This is a genomic window from Silvibacterium dinghuense, assembly GCF_004123295.1.
In the GTDB taxonomy this organism is placed as follows: Bacteria; Acidobacteriota; Terriglobia; order Terriglobales; family Acidobacteriaceae; genus Silvibacterium; species Silvibacterium dinghuense.
Window position 1 is genome coordinate 1,162,858 of record NZ_SDMK01000001.1, and the last position, 14,796, is coordinate 1,177,653.

General features: G+C 63.3%; 12 protein-coding genes. 7 read left to right on the forward strand and 5 right to left on the reverse strand.

What is annotated here, in order from left to right; genetic code table 11:
* Positions 1-73 precede the first annotated feature (73 nt).
* From treZ to ESZ00_RS04585, 5 genes are all read left to right on the forward strand, one after another.
* Positions 74-1,807: a malto-oligosyltrehalose trehalohydrolase gene (treZ, locus tag ESZ00_RS04565; protein ID WP_129206973.1), complete on the forward strand. Its 1,734-nt coding sequence runs from the start codon at positions 74-76 to the stop codon at positions 1,805-1,807.
* Between the two features lie 75 nt (positions 1,808-1,882).
* Positions 1,883-2,719, forward strand: a complete 837-nt coding sequence (locus ESZ00_RS04570; protein WP_129206974.1) for a sulfite exporter TauE/SafE family protein — start codon at positions 1,883-1,885, stop codon at positions 2,717-2,719.
* Positions 2,719-3,159 (forward strand): DUF1634 domain-containing protein, encoded by a 441-nt coding sequence (locus ESZ00_RS04575; RefSeq protein WP_129206975.1) that lies wholly within the window; start codon positions 2,719-2,721, stop codon positions 3,157-3,159. The genes ESZ00_RS04570 and ESZ00_RS04575 overlap by 1 nt, the downstream gene beginning before the upstream one ends.
* Before the next feature lie 82 nt (positions 3,160-3,241).
* Positions 3,242-4,084 (forward strand): hypothetical protein, encoded by an 843-nt coding sequence (locus tag ESZ00_RS04580; protein ID WP_129206976.1) that lies wholly within the window; start codon positions 3,242-3,244, stop codon positions 4,082-4,084.
* A 77-nt stretch (positions 4,085-4,161) separates the two neighbouring features.
* On the forward strand, positions 4,162-4,770 hold the full coding sequence (locus tag ESZ00_RS04585; protein WP_129206977.1) for a DUF2007 domain-containing protein: 609 nt from the start codon (positions 4,162-4,164) through the stop codon (positions 4,768-4,770).
* A gap of 28 nt (positions 4,771-4,798) precedes the next feature.
* Here ESZ00_RS04585 and ESZ00_RS04590 read toward each other — a convergent pair whose 3' ends face one another.
* The 4 genes from ESZ00_RS04590 to ESZ00_RS04605 form a co-directional block, all read right to left on the reverse strand.
* Positions 4,799-5,329 carry a VOC family protein gene (locus ESZ00_RS04590; protein ID WP_129206978.1) on the reverse strand — a complete coding sequence of 177 codons (531 nt, stop codon included), beginning with the start codon at positions 5,327-5,329 and terminating at the stop codon, positions 4,799-4,801.
* A 94-nt stretch (positions 5,330-5,423) separates the two neighbouring features.
* Complete coding sequence (gene rplT / locus ESZ00_RS04595; RefSeq protein ID WP_129206979.1) at positions 5,424-5,795, reverse strand: 50S ribosomal protein L20; 372 nt, start codon at positions 5,793-5,795, stop codon at positions 5,424-5,426.
* Between the two features lie 163 nt (positions 5,796-5,958).
* The gene (gene rpmI / locus ESZ00_RS04600; RefSeq protein WP_129206980.1) at positions 5,959-6,156 is read right to left on the reverse strand and encodes a 50S ribosomal protein L35; all 198 of its coding nucleotides are present in this window, start codon (positions 6,154-6,156) and stop codon (positions 5,959-5,961) included.
* 150 nt (positions 6,157-6,306) lie between these two features.
* Complete coding sequence (locus ESZ00_RS04605; RefSeq protein WP_129206981.1) at positions 6,307-10,404, reverse strand: IPT/TIG domain-containing protein; 4,098 nt, start codon at positions 10,402-10,404, stop codon at positions 6,307-6,309.
* Between the two features lie 291 nt (positions 10,405-10,695).
* Between ESZ00_RS04605 and ESZ00_RS04610 the strand changes: the two genes are divergently transcribed.
* Complete coding sequence (locus ESZ00_RS04610) at positions 10,696-11,247, forward strand: DUF4231 domain-containing protein (RefSeq protein WP_204520151.1); 552 nt, start codon at positions 10,696-10,698, stop codon at positions 11,245-11,247.
* 31 nt (positions 11,248-11,278) lie between these two features.
* On the opposite strand, the gene ESZ00_RS04615 is transcribed toward ESZ00_RS04610, so the two are convergent.
* On the reverse strand, positions 11,279-12,349 hold the full coding sequence (locus ESZ00_RS04615) for a TIR domain-containing protein (RefSeq protein ID WP_129206982.1): 1,071 nt from the start codon (positions 12,347-12,349) through the stop codon (positions 11,279-11,281).
* 329 nt (positions 12,350-12,678) lie between these two features.
* Between ESZ00_RS04615 and ESZ00_RS04620 the strand changes: the two genes are divergently transcribed.
* On the forward strand, positions 12,679-14,655 hold the full coding sequence (locus tag ESZ00_RS04620; RefSeq protein ID WP_164981343.1) for an FAD/NAD(P)-binding protein: 1,977 nt from the start codon (positions 12,679-12,681) through the stop codon (positions 14,653-14,655).
* Positions 14,656-14,796: the final 141 nt, after the last annotated feature.

Genomic DNA, 14,796 nt, shown 5'->3' on the forward strand with positions numbered 1-14,796 from the left:
ACGGGGTGTATCGACCAGCGGAGCAGGCAACAATCACACGCGCGCAAGCGCAGTTACGTGGATGGTTCGTTCCATGCATACCTTTCGAATCTGGGCTCCGGCCGTAACGTCCGTCTCTGTCCTCATCGACGGCACCGCTACGCCACTCACCCCGCAAAACGGCGGATGGTGGCAGGCCGACATCGCCTCGGCCGGTCCCGGCACCGGCTACCAGTTCCTGCTCGATAGCGATGACTATGCCGTTCCCGATCCGCGCTCATTGTGGCAACCAGAAGGCGTGCACGGACCTTCGCGCATTTATGACCATGCCGCATTCCAATGGACCGATCAGAGCTGGAAGCCATCCGCGTGGCCCGAAGCCATTGTTTACGAGCTGCATATCGGTACCTTCACGGAAGCCGGCACGCTCGACGCGGCCATCGAGCGGCTGCCTTATCTCAAGTCGCTCGGCATCACGCACGTCGAACTGCTGCCGGTTGCCAGCTTTCCCGGCGCTCATGGCTGGGGCTATGACGGCGTCGATCTTTTCGCGCCGCAGGAGTCGTATGGCGGCCCCGACGCGCTCAAGCGCTTCGTCGATGCCTGCCATGCGCACGGCATGGCCACGATCCTCGATGTCGTGTACAACCACTTCGGGCCATCGGGCAATTATGTGGGACGCTTCGGCCCCTACTTCACAGCCAGCCACCACACGCCGTGGGGCGATGCGGTAAATCTCGAAGAGGGCGGCAGCCACGAGGTGCGCCGCTTCTTTACCGACAACGCGCTGATGTGGCTGCGGGATTATCACTTCGACGGACTGCGCCTCGATGCCGTGCACGCCTTCATGGACCGCTCCGCCATCCACTTCATGGAGCAGCTCTCCATCGAGGTTGCCGCGCTCGAAGCCGAGAAGGGCCGTGAGTACGTGCTCATTGCCGAGAGCGACCTCAACGATCCGCGCATCATCGCGCCCCGCGAAGAGAACGGCTATGGGTTTGACGCACAGTGGAGCGACGACTTCCACCACGCGCTCATCGCGCTGCTCACCGGCGACCGCGGCGGCTACTATGCGGACTTCGGCTCCATCGCCGGCCTGGTCAAAGCACTCAGGCATGCCTACGTCTATGACGGGCAATACTCGCAGTATCGTGACCACCATCACGGGCGGCCGGCTGCGGGCCTGCCCGGCTGGCGCTTCCTTGGCTATGCGCAAAATCACGACCAGGTGGGCAATCGCGCGCAGGGCGAACGACTCTCGCACCTCTCCGGCGCAGGCCGCGCAAAGATCGCCGCGGCGCTCGTACTCACCGCGCCCTTCGTGCCCATGCTCTTCCAGGGCGAAGAGTGGGCCGCGTCCACGCCGTTTCAATACTTCACCGATCACGAGGACAAAGAGCTGGGGCGCCTCGTCTCCGATGGGCGCAAAAAGGAGTTCGGCGCCTTCGGCTGGAATCCCGAGGACGTACCCGATCCGCAGCACCATGCAACCTTCGAGCGCTCGAAGCTGCGCTGGGAGGAGCTGTCCGACCCGGTGCACGCCGCCATGCTCGACTGGTACAAAAAGCTCATCGCGCTGCGGCGCGCCACACCTGAGCTGACCGACGGCAGACTCGACCAGGTCGAGGTACGATTTTCCGAAGAGCAGAGATGGCTCACCATGCGCCGCGGAGCCATCTTCGTGGCCGTCAACCTCAATACCGCGCCTATCGGCGTCGAAGTCTCAAAGTCGGTCATGCCGCTGCTTGCCTCCGATCCTGCGATCGTCATCAGCGGCCCTACCATCACGCTGCCATCCGACACCATCGCCATCGTGAAGCTGGTCTGAACCCACGCGAGTGAGCTGTCCTCTTCCCTCTCACCCGCTGGCATTTCGCGCTCCGCGCAGATACTCTGGTCCCGCATGAGCACCGATGTTTTTTCGCTCTGGATTTTTCTGAGCTCCATCCTCGCCGGATTGCTTGGTTCGCTCACCGGCCTCGGCGGCGGCGTGGTCATCGTGCCGGTGCTCACCGTCCTCTTCCACATCGATATTCACTACGCCATCGGCGCATCGCTGGTATCGGTGATCGCCACGTCGTCGGGCGCGGCGGCAGCCTATGTGCGCGAGGGCTTCTCGAACATCCGCGTGGGCATGTTCCTCGAGATCGCCACCACCCTCGGAGCGCTGCTCGGAGCCTGGCTCACCACACGCATCTCCACGCACTCCATCGGCATTCTCTTCGGCATCGTCCTGCTGTACTCCGCGTATGCCTCGCTGCGCCAGCGCCATACCGAGAAAGGCCATCTCGCGCCCGATGCCCTGGCTATGCGGCTGCGGCTCGAAGGCTCGATGCCTACGCCAGTCGGTCCAGAGAAGTATGTCGCGCAACATGTGCCCGCAGGCTTCGGACTGATGTTCACCGCCGGCACACTCTCGGGACTCCTCGGCATCGGCTCAGGAGCCGTGAAGGTGCTGGCCATGGACCAGGCCATGCGGCTGCCCTTCAAGGTCTCGACGACCACATCGAACTTCATGATCGGTGTCACCGCCGCGGCGAGCGCCGGGATTTATCTCAGCCGCGGTTACATATCGCCCGGACTCGCCATGCCGGTGATGCTGGGTGTCCTCATCGGCTCGCTCGCGGGAACCAGAATTCTCGTCCACGCCGAGGTCAAGACCCTGCGGCGCGTCTTCGCCGCCGTCATCGTCGCCCTTGGCATGGAGATGATGTACAACAGCCTGGCAGGAAAGCTCTGATGGAACAGACACCGTCACAAGGCGGCGCGGCCCTCCGCCCGGGCAAAAGCCCCCACGCTCGACTCACAGACCAGGGCCTGGAGATGGCCATCGGCCGCATGCTCCAGTTCGGCGTGCTGCTCGCGGCGCTCGTTGTCTTCGCGGGCGGCCTGCTCTACCTTGCCCACGACCACGCACGGAACGGGGCTTCCCGCCCGGACTATACGCATTTCCACGGCATCGATGCCGACCTGCGCACTCCCGCCGGCATTGTGAGCCGCGCCGCGCATGGCGACGCGGAAGGACTCATCCAGTTCGGTCTGCTCCTGCTCATTGCCACGCCGATTGTCCGCGTGATCGTTGCGGCAGGCGGATTCTTTCTCGAGCGCGACCGCCTCTATGTCGCGATCAGCCTCCTGGTCCTCGTCATTCTTCTCTGGAGCCTCTGGCACGCACGCTAACGTATCTTCAGAGATTCAGGCTGTCTTCAGGATCGGCAGCTACACTCACTCCATGGGCCTTCGCTTTCGACCACGACCTGCGGTGAAGAAGAGAAAATCCGTACTCGCGCTCACCGCCGCGCTCCTTCTTCTGCCCGCGCTTCGCTCCTTCGCACAGGAGGAGGCACCGGAACAGCTCATGAAGGACGTGGCCTATAACGAAGTCCAGGATCGCGGCCGCCAAAGCTGCTGGATATACCACGTCGAACGCAAGGCCGAAGGCCACACCCTCTCGGAGCTGCAGATTGAATCGACCGACGGCCCGGTCTATCGCCTTCTGGCCGTGGATGGTCAGCCGCTGACGGCAGAGCAGTCCCGCGCCGAAGACAACAGGCTCGCTTCCCTCCTGGCACACCCCGAGCAGCAACGAAAGATTGCGCAGGCGCACGAGCAGGACGAGGAACGCCTGCAACGGCTGACCGCACTGCTGCCCACCGCCTTTACCTATACCGAGGTGAGCCACGACGCAAAGAGCATCCGCCTGCTCTTTGCGCCCAATCCCGACTTCCATCCGCCGACTTACGAGGCTCGCGCCTTTGCCAGCCTTTCCGGCAGCATCGAAATTGACGCCGCACAAAAGCGCCTGATGCACCTCGACGGCTCGCTCATCCATCCTGTCGACTTTGGCTTCGGGCTTATCGGGCGCATCGAGCAAGGCGGCAGCTTCAGCATCGCGCGCACGCCTGTCTCCGACACGCACTGGAAGACCAGCCGGGTGGCCGTCCACGTAAACGGCCGCATCATCCTCTTCAAGAGCATCAGCAAACAGCAGGATGAGATGCGCTCGGATTTCCATCCGCTGCCCGATCACACGACGCTCAAGGATGCCGTGCGACTGCTCGACGAGAAGGAAGCAAATCCGGCAGCCATGCACAGCACGCCATAGGGCCAGCCAACGCCTCAAAGCAACATGCGCATCGAGCTGCAATGGAAGATGCGCAGCATGTTACGATGCCTGCCGGCATGCAAATTTCAGCAGAACGCCTCGCAGCACGGTATGCGGTCATGTCCGATGAGGAGCTCCTGATCCTAGCCGGACAATACGATCTCCTGACACCCGAGGCGCAGCCAATCCTCGAAGAAGAACTTCAGAAACGCGGCCAATCCCTGCCCAACAGGATCGGAGCGACAGATGTTCCCCAATCACGCAGGCTCACTACCGTGCGCCGATTTCGCGATCTTTCCGAAGCCATCGTCTCTCGAGCACTCCTGGAGTCAGCAGGGATCACAGCCTTTCTCCGCGACGAAAACTATGTGCGTCTCGACTGGCAGCTATCGAACTTCATTGGCGGAATACGGCTGGAAGTGAGTGAGGAAGAAGCCGCGGAAGCAATCGACATCCTCAACCAGCCGGTTCCGGACAACTTCTCTTACGGCATCGAAGAGGCGTTCGAACAACCTCGCTGTCCCTCCTGCGGATCTATAGAAATCGAGTTTCGTGGCGCTTCCCGAACTGCGGCGCTGGCTCTGCTCTATGTCGCATCGCTGCCCGCGCCTCCAGGGCCCACATCATGGAGATGTAACGCCTGCGGGAGCCTCTGGCGGGAAGAAAAAGCTCCATCAGAAGAATAGCCAACAGTGGATTGAGTTAGAAATCCCGCTACAAATCCTGCGGACCGCTGCCCAACTCTGGCACCGGTTCCTGCAGCAGACCGTGCAGGTTCAGATGGCGCGTGTACATGGCCAGCTCTCCGGCCGGCGTCCTCGGCCACTGCTCCTGTGGCCGGTCCCAGTAGAGTTCCACACCATTTTCATCGGGATCGCGCAGGTAGAGCGCCTCGCTCACGCCATGGTCCGCTGCGCCATCGAGAGCGATGCCCGCCTGCAGTACCCGGCGCAACACCTCGGCCAGCGCGGCCCGCGTGGGATAGAGAATTGCCGTGTGATAAAGCCCGGTCGTGCCCATTGGAGGCGGTGAACCTCCCAGGCTCTCCCAGGTATTCAGGCCAATGTGGTGGTGATACCCGCCAACCGAGAGAAAGGCGGCCTGCGAGCCAAAGCGCTGCATCACCTCGAGCCCCAGCACGCCGGAATAGAAGCGCACCGAGCGCTCCAGATCCGCAACCTTCAGGTGGACATGCCCGATCCGCACCCGCGGATCGGCTTTGTAAAGCGGCGACTGCTCACTCATTCCACCACTCTACCGGCAAATTTGCCGCAAAAAGCCAGAGGGCGCGGAATCGTCCGCGCCCTTCATGGCCTGTTGCTGCACGTTGGTGAATGTTTTAGGCTGCTGCCTGCTCGCCGAGGGCGGCCTTGGCCTGGCCCACCAGCGCCGTAAAGGCGGCTGCGTCGTTGATCGCGATCTCGGACAGCATCTTGCGGTCCAGCTCCACGCCGGCCTTCTTCAGGCCGTTGATCAGCTGCGAATAGCTGATGTTGTTCAGCTTGGCCGCGGCGTTGATGCGCACGATCCACAGGGAGCGGTATTGGCGCTTCTTCTGCTTACGGCCGCTGTAGGCAAACTTCAGGCCGCGCTCGACGGCTTCCTGGGCTGCCTGGTAGAGCTTTGATTTGGTGAGGAAATAACCACTCGCCCGCTTAAGAATCTTTTTGCGGCGATCACTGCGCTTTGTTCCACGTTTGACGCGGGGCATTGCTTGTTCTCCGTTTCAATTTCGGTTGCGCGGCTGAAGGCAGGGAACGCTGGTTCCGGAACCTCTTCACTCGCTGGGTGATCCTGATCTCTCGTGTGCTCTGTTCCGAACACCCGGGGGCCCTTTACCGCCGGCCCATGCATCGCTTAAAAAGCGGTGCAGATCAGGCGTAAGGGATCATGCGTGCGACCTTCGCGTGGTCGGCATCCGAGACCAGGGCGGCATGGCCCAGCTTGCGCTTGGTCTTGGTTTCCTTCGACGTGAGGATGTGACGCATCTTCGACTGACCGCGGACGATCTTGCCCGTGCCAGTCTTCTTGAAGCGCTTCGCGGCGCCTTTATGGGTCTTCAATTTGGGCATGGTTATCCTGCTTGAAAAAAACGTGCGTGCAACATCAACCAGTATAGGGGAATCGGGCCGGATTCGCCAATATTCTGAGCATAAATGCCCCTAAACGCGCGGTGCGGAGAGCCTGCAGGCTCTCCGCACCGCGCGTTTGACTGCATCCAGCTACTGTACGGTTACCGTCAGCGTATTCGAGGCCTCCGAGCCCGGGTTGGCCGAGCCTAGCGTCACCGTCGCGGCCGTGGCCACGTCCGAGGCCGGGATGGCGACCGTCACCTCAGTCGAACTAACCCAGGTGGTCGTCCGCGCCGCGCCGCCCCAGGTCACCGTCGTGCCGGGCAGAAAGCCCGAGCCCGTCACGGTGAGGACCTGGTTGCCGCTGCCCTTGGTGATCGTGCTCGCGCTCACCGAGCTGAGCGTCGGCGCGGAATTGGCCACCGCCTCGGCCGGCAGCACGAAGGGGCCGCGTAGCAGCAGGATCTGCGTCGTCGGGTTCCCCGAGCTGTCCTGGCTGGGCAGCAGGTAGGCCAGCCCGTCCTGCCCCCAACGTGTGCCGGAGGTGAGCGAGCTCGCGCTCAGGGGAAGCTGCAGCTGCGTGCTCAGCGTGTAGGACCGCGTATCGAAGCGCTGCAGATACATGCCCAGCGGCTGGTAGCCGGAGAGCGCCCCGGCGAATGCCGCGTGCTCCACCTGGTACGGCGTGAAGCCGTAGGTCGTCGTGTAGGTCGACGAGGTATAGCTCGTGGTCAGCGGCAGCACGGCCACCTGCGACGGAGGGGTGGTGGAAGGATTGACGATGCCTCCTGCCCCGCCGAAGACCAGCCCGTCGTCATAGGCGATCCGTCCGCTGAAGCCGCCCATGCCGTCCAGCGTCGTGCCATCCACCAGCGTCACGCCGCTAGCGTCGATGGTGAAGCGGTAAAGCTCGGCCCCGGTGGTATCCGAATCGTAGGCATAGAAATGCGTGGCGTCGGCGAAAACCGGGTGATCGCCGCTGTAGCCGCCGACGATCTTGCTGCGCAATGTGCCGGTTGATCCCGAGATGTCAAGGATCCCGATGCCGTCAAAGGAATCGTCTTCGACCGCCAGGCTGGAATCCGTGCCGGGGACGGTGGCGATCGCCTCGGCCGCTGCCTGCCCGCTAGTGCCGTATTCCGTGATCGGGGGCAGCGGCACAGTCAGGTCCAGCGCCTGGGTCAGAAGATTGAAGCGTCCCAGGCTCTTGGCTCCGCTCAGGCCGATGTACATGTAGTTGCCGTCGCTGGTCTCCGAGAGCAGGTTCGGCTCACTGCCCACCGTGACCGGCGTGCCCACCGCACCGGTCGTCGGATCGACCGCGACGATGCTGTTGCCGGTGAGCTGCTGCGAGGTGCTGGGCAGCACCGCGTAGAGCTTCCGGGTAAAGCCGTCGTAGGCGATGGCGTTGGCCGGCACGTTCACCAGCTGGTAGGTGGAGAACGGCAGCACGCTCGAAGTGCCGCCGCCGGGCGCGCCGGTCTCGACCGAGACCAGCGCGTAGCCGATGGCCGAAATCGACGTAGCCGGAACGCTCGCCGTCAACTGGCCGCTGCTCACGTAGGTTGTGGTCAGCGCCGTGCCGTTCCACAGCACCGTCGAAGACGAGGTGAAGCCCTCACCGTCCACGGTCAGCGTGAAGCTGTTCGAACCGGCCTGCACCGCGGCCGGCACCAGCTGCGTCGCCACCGGCGAGGCGGCATAGTCGCTGCCCGTCGCCGTCACCGTGGCGTTCGCCTGGTTGTTGGAGGTATTCGGATCGTAGCTCACCGAGGAGAGTGTCGCCGAAGCCTCGAGCGCGCCTGCAGCGGTCGGCGTCGCGCTCACCGCCATCGTCGCGCTGGCGCCGCTGGCCAGCGTGCCCAGGTCGCAGTAGTACACGCCCGCACCGCTGCAGCTGCCTGCGGAGGCCGTGGCCGTGCCGGCAATCACGCCCTCCGGCAGCGTCACGGTCGCCACTACGCCCGTGGCCGCATTCGGACCGTTGTTCGTCACCGTCACGGTATAGCTCAGGGCCGTGCCGGTGGTCGCGCTGGCCGGCGCCGACATGCTCACCGCCACATCCGCCGGCGTGCTGCTGTTGTCCTTCACAATCGACCCCTTGAAGACCAGAAGCTGGCTGGCGGTGTGCAGCGCCAGGCCATCCGTTCCCCAGCGGATCAGGTCCACCGGCGTGTAGCCCAGGCTGGCGATCGGCAGGGTCGCGATCGGGTCGTAGGTCGTCTCGTTGTAGGAGACGATCTCCGACGCCGTGCTGGTGTAGGAGGTAGGCGTGATCCATGCCGTATTCAGCGAGGAGTCGGAGATGATCGGGCCGATGGCGGCCTGCGCCGTCGTGCTCGAGCTGGACGTAGTCGTCGAGAACTGCCCGGCCTGTTCGCCGGTGCTGGCGTTGTAGACCAGCCCCTCGGGAACGTAAAGCAGGCCGTTGTCATACTGCAGCGTCGAGCCGCCGGTCCCGGCCCCGATCTGCTTGGCCGCGCTCACGCCGGTGGAGTCGATCGTCAACTGGTAGAGATAGCCGCCGACGGCATTCGACATGGCATAGAGCGTCGAAGCCGAGCTGCCGAAGGCAATCGCCCCGACATTGCTCACAAAGTACGTCGAGAGCCCGGAGCTGGCGCTGGTGTTGGCCCGCGCCACGCCCGCGTCATACACCGTAACCACGCCGGCCGTGGTGTAGACCGCGACCGAACCGGCCGCGACCGGCACCGGGGCAAAGCTCAGCGCCGTGTACGGCGGGTTATACACACCCGAACCGCCGCCGAGTGTGACCGGCGTTCCCACCGAGTCTGCCGTCAGGTCCACCTGTACGAACGCGCCCGCGCCGTCGAGACCAACGAACAGCTCGGTCCCGTCCGTCGAGAGCGCCATCCGGTTCGGGTTGCTGCCGACAAAGATGGTCTTCTCGATCACGCCGGTCGTCGGGTCAATGGCCACCACGCTGTTGCCCAGCCCGGCTCCCATCGAGCCCGGCACCGAGGCATAGATCAGCCCGTCGGTCGCGCGGTAGACGATGTCGTTCGTCTGGAGGGCGAGATAGGTATCAAAAGGCTGCGCTGCCGGCGCCGTCGTGCTCTCCGGGCTCATCACGCCGATCGAGGCATTCACGAAGCCGGCCAGGCTGGCAGCCGGAATCACCGCCGTCAGCTCGCCACTGCCCACGTAGGTTGTAGTCAGCGCGGTGCCGTTCCAGGTGATCGCGGAATCCTTGTAGAAGCTCTGGCCGCCGTAGGTCGTCACCGTGATCGTCGTGTCCGGGCTGCCGGCCGGCACCAGGCTGGGGCTCACCGTGATGGTGCCCGCGGTGCTGGCGGCGTTCACCGTCATCAGCCCCGCGTTCGAGGAGATGACCGGCGAGCCGGGATTGCTCACCACGAAGCTGACCGTGCCCGTCTTCGCCATCAGGCTTGCCGGCAGGGTCGCGATGATCTGGCTTGTGCTCTGGCTGCTGATCGTCAACGCCTGGCCGTTGGCCTGCAGCGTCGCGTTGCCCTCAAAGCCGCTGCCGCCCACGTAGACGGTCTGCGCCGCGCTGCCCGCGGTCACCGAGGTCGGTGAGATGCCGCTGATCGTCGGCGTGGTCGCCAGGATCGTCAGGCCGACCGGGGTGGTCGGATCGATGCCCGGGTTCTGGACCGAGAGATTGCTGGTGCCGCCGTTGGCCGTGTCCGCCGCGGTCAGCGCCACCTGCAGGGTGCTGTTGTTCACGTAGGTCGTCGCGTGGACCGCGCCGTTCCAGAGCACCTTCGAGTTGCCCTCGAAGCCGCTGCCGCTCACCGTCACCGTGGCGGCCGCGCCCGCGGTCACACTCGCGGGCGAGATCGAGGAAACCGTCGGCGTGGGCACCGAGATGCTGTAGGACTGCACGGCCGAAGTGCCGCCGCCGGGGGCAGGATTGGTCACCGAGATTGCAGCGCTTCCATCGAAAACCAAAAGAGAGGCCGGCACACTGGCCGTCAGCGAGGTCGCGCTTGCGTAGGTCGTCGTCAACGCGGTCGAGTTGAAGTTCACCACCGAGGAACTGAGGAAGCCCGTGCCCGTGATCGTCAGCGTCTCTGCTGCGGAACCAGCCACTACGCTCGAAGGAGAGATCGAGGTCACTGATGGCTTGGGGTTGGTGCTGGAAGTCCCTGAAGAGGGTGGCGTCGAGGTCGTAGTCGAACCTCCGCCCGCGCATCCGGCAATCACAAGGAAGACAGAGAGAGAAAGAACAGGCAGAAACCTACGCAAACAAGCGACGTACAAGGGGCCTCCAACGACAAAACCGTGGCATGAATTCTGAGACTGCACTGGAACAATGCTGAGGACCGATCAAGGAGGGGGGTCGAGTCGGGGTGATGAAAGAATAAAACCGCAGGAGGATCTGTCAACTCAATTTCCTACGAATCTGGCAGCGCTTACTTTAGCCCTCATGAACAGCCGGGAAGATGCCGGTTTTCAAATGAACTGGGACTGTTAAGAGTAATCGCATCCCGTCCTCCAATCCCTTCATCTTCTTTCTGTTTTTTTCTAAGACCACGCCCCCGACAGAGATGTATGCTGACTCGCTGCGCCGTGCTATGCTTCCGTCCACTCATGGCCGCGACTTCCAGTACGATGCCTGCCTCGCTGCAGGCCGATTTCCCTGTCGCCCATCCCCCTGCCAGCGACCCGATCCTCAACCGCCTCGAAGACCAGATTGGCTGGTATGACCGCAAGAGCCGCAGCGCGCAGCGTGTCTTCAAGCGCATCAAGGTGGTGGAGATTCTCGCCGCCGCGCTGATTCCCTTCCTCACCGGTCTGCGCCTCCCTGAAGTGGCCATGATTGCCGGCGGGCTGGGCGTGCTCATCACTATTCTTGAGGGCATCCTGCACCTGAACCAGTACCAGCAGAACTGGACGATGTATCGCGCCACCTGCGAAGCCCTGAAGCACGAGAAATACACCTTTCTCGCCCTCGCCGGCCCTTACGCCACGGCCCCCAACCCGCGCTGCCTGCTCGCCGAGCGCATCGAGTCCACCGTCTCCCAGGAACACGCGCAGTGGTCCTCCTTCCAGCAGCAGGGGAACCAGCGCGCGCCGCAGAAGCCGGGCGCCGAATCCGCATAGCGCGCAACGCTGCCAGTGTCTGTCAGGGACTTTAGGGCTCGCGCGAAAAGTCCACATCCGCGCGGTTGCGTTTCGACTGCCCGTCCACGGTCCAGCTGTTCTGGATTTCCATATTCAACAGCGCACCGGCGGGCCGCAAAGTCACGCGCGCTACGCGTTTGCCGGCCACGTCAGCCAGTGCCAGACGCGGCAGCCAGCGCGCCGTTCCTTCCCCTTCGACGAAGATGACCGGCTGCGTGCCCCAGCTGCACTCTCCCTGCGGGCAGTCTGCCAGCACCTCTACCTGGTAGGCGGGATCGGTACCGGTGATGCGCAGCTCGACCGGCCCGTGGCCTCCGTTCTTCGCCCGGTTGCTGTGCCACGTACCTGCCAGACTGGCCGAGGGTGAGCCGGCCGCGGCTTTGGGAGCGGAAACAGCCTGCGAGGGAGCACCGGAAGCCGGAGCAGGCGCATGATTCCCCCCATGGAGCGCCATCCAGACAATGCCTGCGCCCAGCAACACGAAGACTGTGACACTTATGCCCAGAATCTGTGGCAGTTTCGATGGCGGCACAGGCGTCTGCCCCTGCGGTGCAACCGGAGGCGGAAGCTGCACGGGCACCGTGGCATGAACCGGCTGCGTCTCCGTGAGCCGGGTCGCCTCGACATAGGGTTTCAGGGCATCTACCAGCAGCTGCACATCGGAATTCCAGCGCGCGTGCGAGATCTCCACGCTGTTGCGATAGGCCAGTTCGCGAATCTCCTCGGGCAACTGTTCCGGGTGCGGCATGCGCGCATCATGCACCAGCACCGGGATTACCGGGATGTTGCGGCGCAGCGCGGAGGAAACCTCCAGGCGCACGAAGTCATTCGGGTCGTCGAGCCTGCGTTGACCGGTGCTGCCGGTGATCGTCGCCCATTGCGGCCCGAGCATCACCAGGCACACGCCGCAGCCGGCTACGTTGTCATCGATCGCCTGACGAAAATCCACACCCGGCGCAATGCCGGCCACATCCATAAAGACCGACTGGTCGCCGTAAGTCCGGACCAGATCGTCATAGAGCCGTCCCGCCTCGCCCTCCGAGTCGTCCCGGCGATAACTGATGAAGATCACGCGCTTCATCGTCTCTCCTCCAATGCGTACAGGTCAGGAGTCCGGCAGCGAAGCCAGGGGAGGCGCCGCGCACCCAGCATAGGCGGAACCGGCCGCTTCGGCAATCCTCATCTGCCCGTGTTTGTGATTGACCGATCTCGTCTGCGCGGCAGGAGCGTTGCTCATCGGGCGATGAAGACTCGCGCCCCATGAAACTTTCCGTGCGGGCTTGAACTCCATTTCCAGATGTACGTCTATATCCATCAGAAACGTATGTCAGAGACACTTCAGCGGCGATATGCTCCGTAGAAGCCCAGCCGCGAGATCGCTGACAACAGGAGTTCCTTTCGGTGATGTGTATGGAAGCATCCAGCCCGGGCAGTCGCGGCCTCGGCTGGCTTGTCGAACAGCTCCATCTGCAGGACGGGGTTTTGAGCGAATCCGTGGTGCGGAATTTACTGCTGGAAGCGAACCTGCCTTCTTCCGAGCTTGCTCCTTATATCGAGCATCGAGAAGAATCGTATGCCCGGCGCTGCGTAGCCCGGAACGAACACTTCGAGCTTCTCGTGCTCACCTGGGCTCCTACGCAATACGGTGTCGCCCACGATCATTCCGGATCGCTCTGCGGCCTGAAGGTCGTGGATGGAAGACTCACGGAAACGCTCTTCGCGGATGGCCCGGACGGGCGGGTACGTCTGACCTCGGAAACCAGCCACGGCCCCGGAGATATCCTCACCGATCCCGGAACAGTCGTTCATGCGCTGGCCAACGCATCCGCCGATGAGCCGCTCATTACCGTTCATGTGTACTCGCCGCCGCTGCCCGAGGTCCGGCGCTATGCGGTCACCGAAGAAGATCCTCCGGAGATGTTTCTCCGTCCGCCTGCTCCGGAGGCACAGACGGTAGCGATCATTGGAGGCGGATTTACCGGAACGATGGTGCTTGCGAATCTGATCCGCCAGGCGGCATCGGCGTCACGGCCCATGCATTTTGTTTTGATCGACCGGCAGCCTGCTCCCGGGGATGGTGTAGCCTATCGCGCCGTCGATGGGCGCCACGTGCTGAACGTGCCGGCCGGCCGCATGAGTGCGTGGCCGGATCTACCCGAGGATTTCCTGCATTACGCACAAAGCAAGAATCCGGCCATCGGGGCTCACGACTTCCTTCCGCGAAAGATGTACGGAGAGTATGTGCGCGAGTGCCTGTTCAAGCTGGCCAGGAGCGCCGGCCGGCATCTCAGCGCATCGATCGTCCACGATGAAGCGAAGCAGCTCCAGCGCGCATCCTCCTCGGGATGGAAGATCGATACCGCCGGAGCGCGCACGCTCCCTGCGGATGTGGTTGTTCTGGCCGTCGGACATCGTCCGCCCAAGGACCCGCTGATCCATCGCTGGACGGGACCGCGTACCCGATTCATTGCCGATCCGTGGGCATCGCTGGCACTGAGCCTGATCCGTCCGGACGAGCCGGTGCTGCTGATGGGCAGCGGTCTGACGGCGATGGATGTCGTGCTCACCCTTCAGCGCTCGCATCGCACCGCACCTCTGCTTGCAATCTCCCGGCGCGGACTGCTCCCCTCGGCCCATCTTCGCGCACCGAAGCCGGCGATCGAATTGCCGAAGAATGTAGCGGCACTCCTCCATGCCGAGGAGCCGCTGATGACGCGGGAACTCCTGCACGAGGTTCGGTGCTCGGTGCAAAGCGCAATCGCACAGGGTTTCGCGTGGCAGCAGGTTATCGACAGCCTGCGTCCTGCGATTTCGCATCTATGGACCCGGCTCGATAGCCGGGAGCGAGCACGATTCCTGCGTCATGCACGTTCCTTCTGGGAGACACACCGTCATCGCATGGCGCCGGAGGTGGCCGATACGATCCAGCAGATGCGCCTCGAAAAGAAGCTGGAAGTGATGGCGGGCACGCTGCTGCGGGCCGAAGCGGACGATCACGGCATCGATGTCTCGTTTTCCTGCCGAGGCGGCTCTTCCACGCGCAAGGTTCGTGTGGCCTGGGTCATCAACTGCACGGGACCCGACGCTCACAGCCGGCACGCGACGCATTCCTTTCTCGGGCCACTGCTGCAGGATGGAACCCTCGTCGGCGACGAACTCGGTCTCGGTTTATGGACGGATGAGGGTGGCCGTACGATCAACATCCACGGAGAGACGCATGAGGATTTACTGGTTGCCGGCACGTTGCGCAAGGCAACGCTGTGGGAGTCCACGGCAGTGCCAGAATTACGCCAACAGGCACAAACCTCCGCGCAGATCGCACTGGCAACACTCGCATCCACACTGCCGCGTTCCACCTGTCCGCCACCGGGCTCCGCGGTGTCTTAGGACGTATCCCCATAGAGATGGTCTGAAAATAAAGAACCTACCCTTATCGTTGTCATCCCGACCGGAGCGTAGCGAAGTGGAGGGACCTGCGGTTTGCGCTTGTCCGGGCAGAAACCTGCGGTTCTACCCGTACCGGCAAAA

Bases quoted from the DNA above. Each gene is read 5' to 3' on its own strand.
- ESZ00_RS04575 (WP_129206975.1), top strand. From the start codon at position 2,719: ATGGAACAGACACCGTCACAAGGCGGCGCGGCCCTCCGCCCGGGCAAA.
- rpmI (WP_129206980.1), bottom strand. From the start codon at position 6,156: ATGCCCAAATTGAAGACCCATAAAGGCGCCGCGAAGCGCTTCAAGAAG.
- treZ (WP_129206973.1), top strand. From the start codon at position 74: ATGCATACCTTTCGAATCTGGGCTCCGGCCGTAACGTCCGTCTCTGTC.
- rplT (WP_129206979.1), bottom strand. From the start codon at position 5,795: ATGCCCCGCGTCAAACGTGGAACAAAGCGCAGTGATCGCCGCAAAAAG.
- ESZ00_RS04620 (WP_164981343.1), top strand. From the start codon at position 12,679: ATGGAAGCATCCAGCCCGGGCAGTCGCGGCCTCGGCTGGCTTGTCGAA.
- ESZ00_RS04585 (WP_129206977.1), top strand. From the start codon at position 4,162: ATGCAAATTTCAGCAGAACGCCTCGCAGCACGGTATGCGGTCATGTCC.
- ESZ00_RS04570 (WP_129206974.1), top strand. From the start codon at position 1,883: ATGAGCACCGATGTTTTTTCGCTCTGGATTTTTCTGAGCTCCATCCTC.
- ESZ00_RS04615 (WP_129206982.1), bottom strand. From the start codon at position 12,349: ATGAAGCGCGTGATCTTCATCAGTTATCGCCGGGACGACTCGGAGGGC.
- ESZ00_RS04610 (WP_204520151.1), top strand. From the start codon at position 10,696: ATGCTGACTCGCTGCGCCGTGCTATGCTTCCGTCCACTCATGGCCGCG.
- ESZ00_RS04590 (WP_129206978.1), bottom strand. From the start codon at position 5,329: ATGAGTGAGCAGTCGCCGCTTTACAAAGCCGATCCGCGGGTGCGGATC.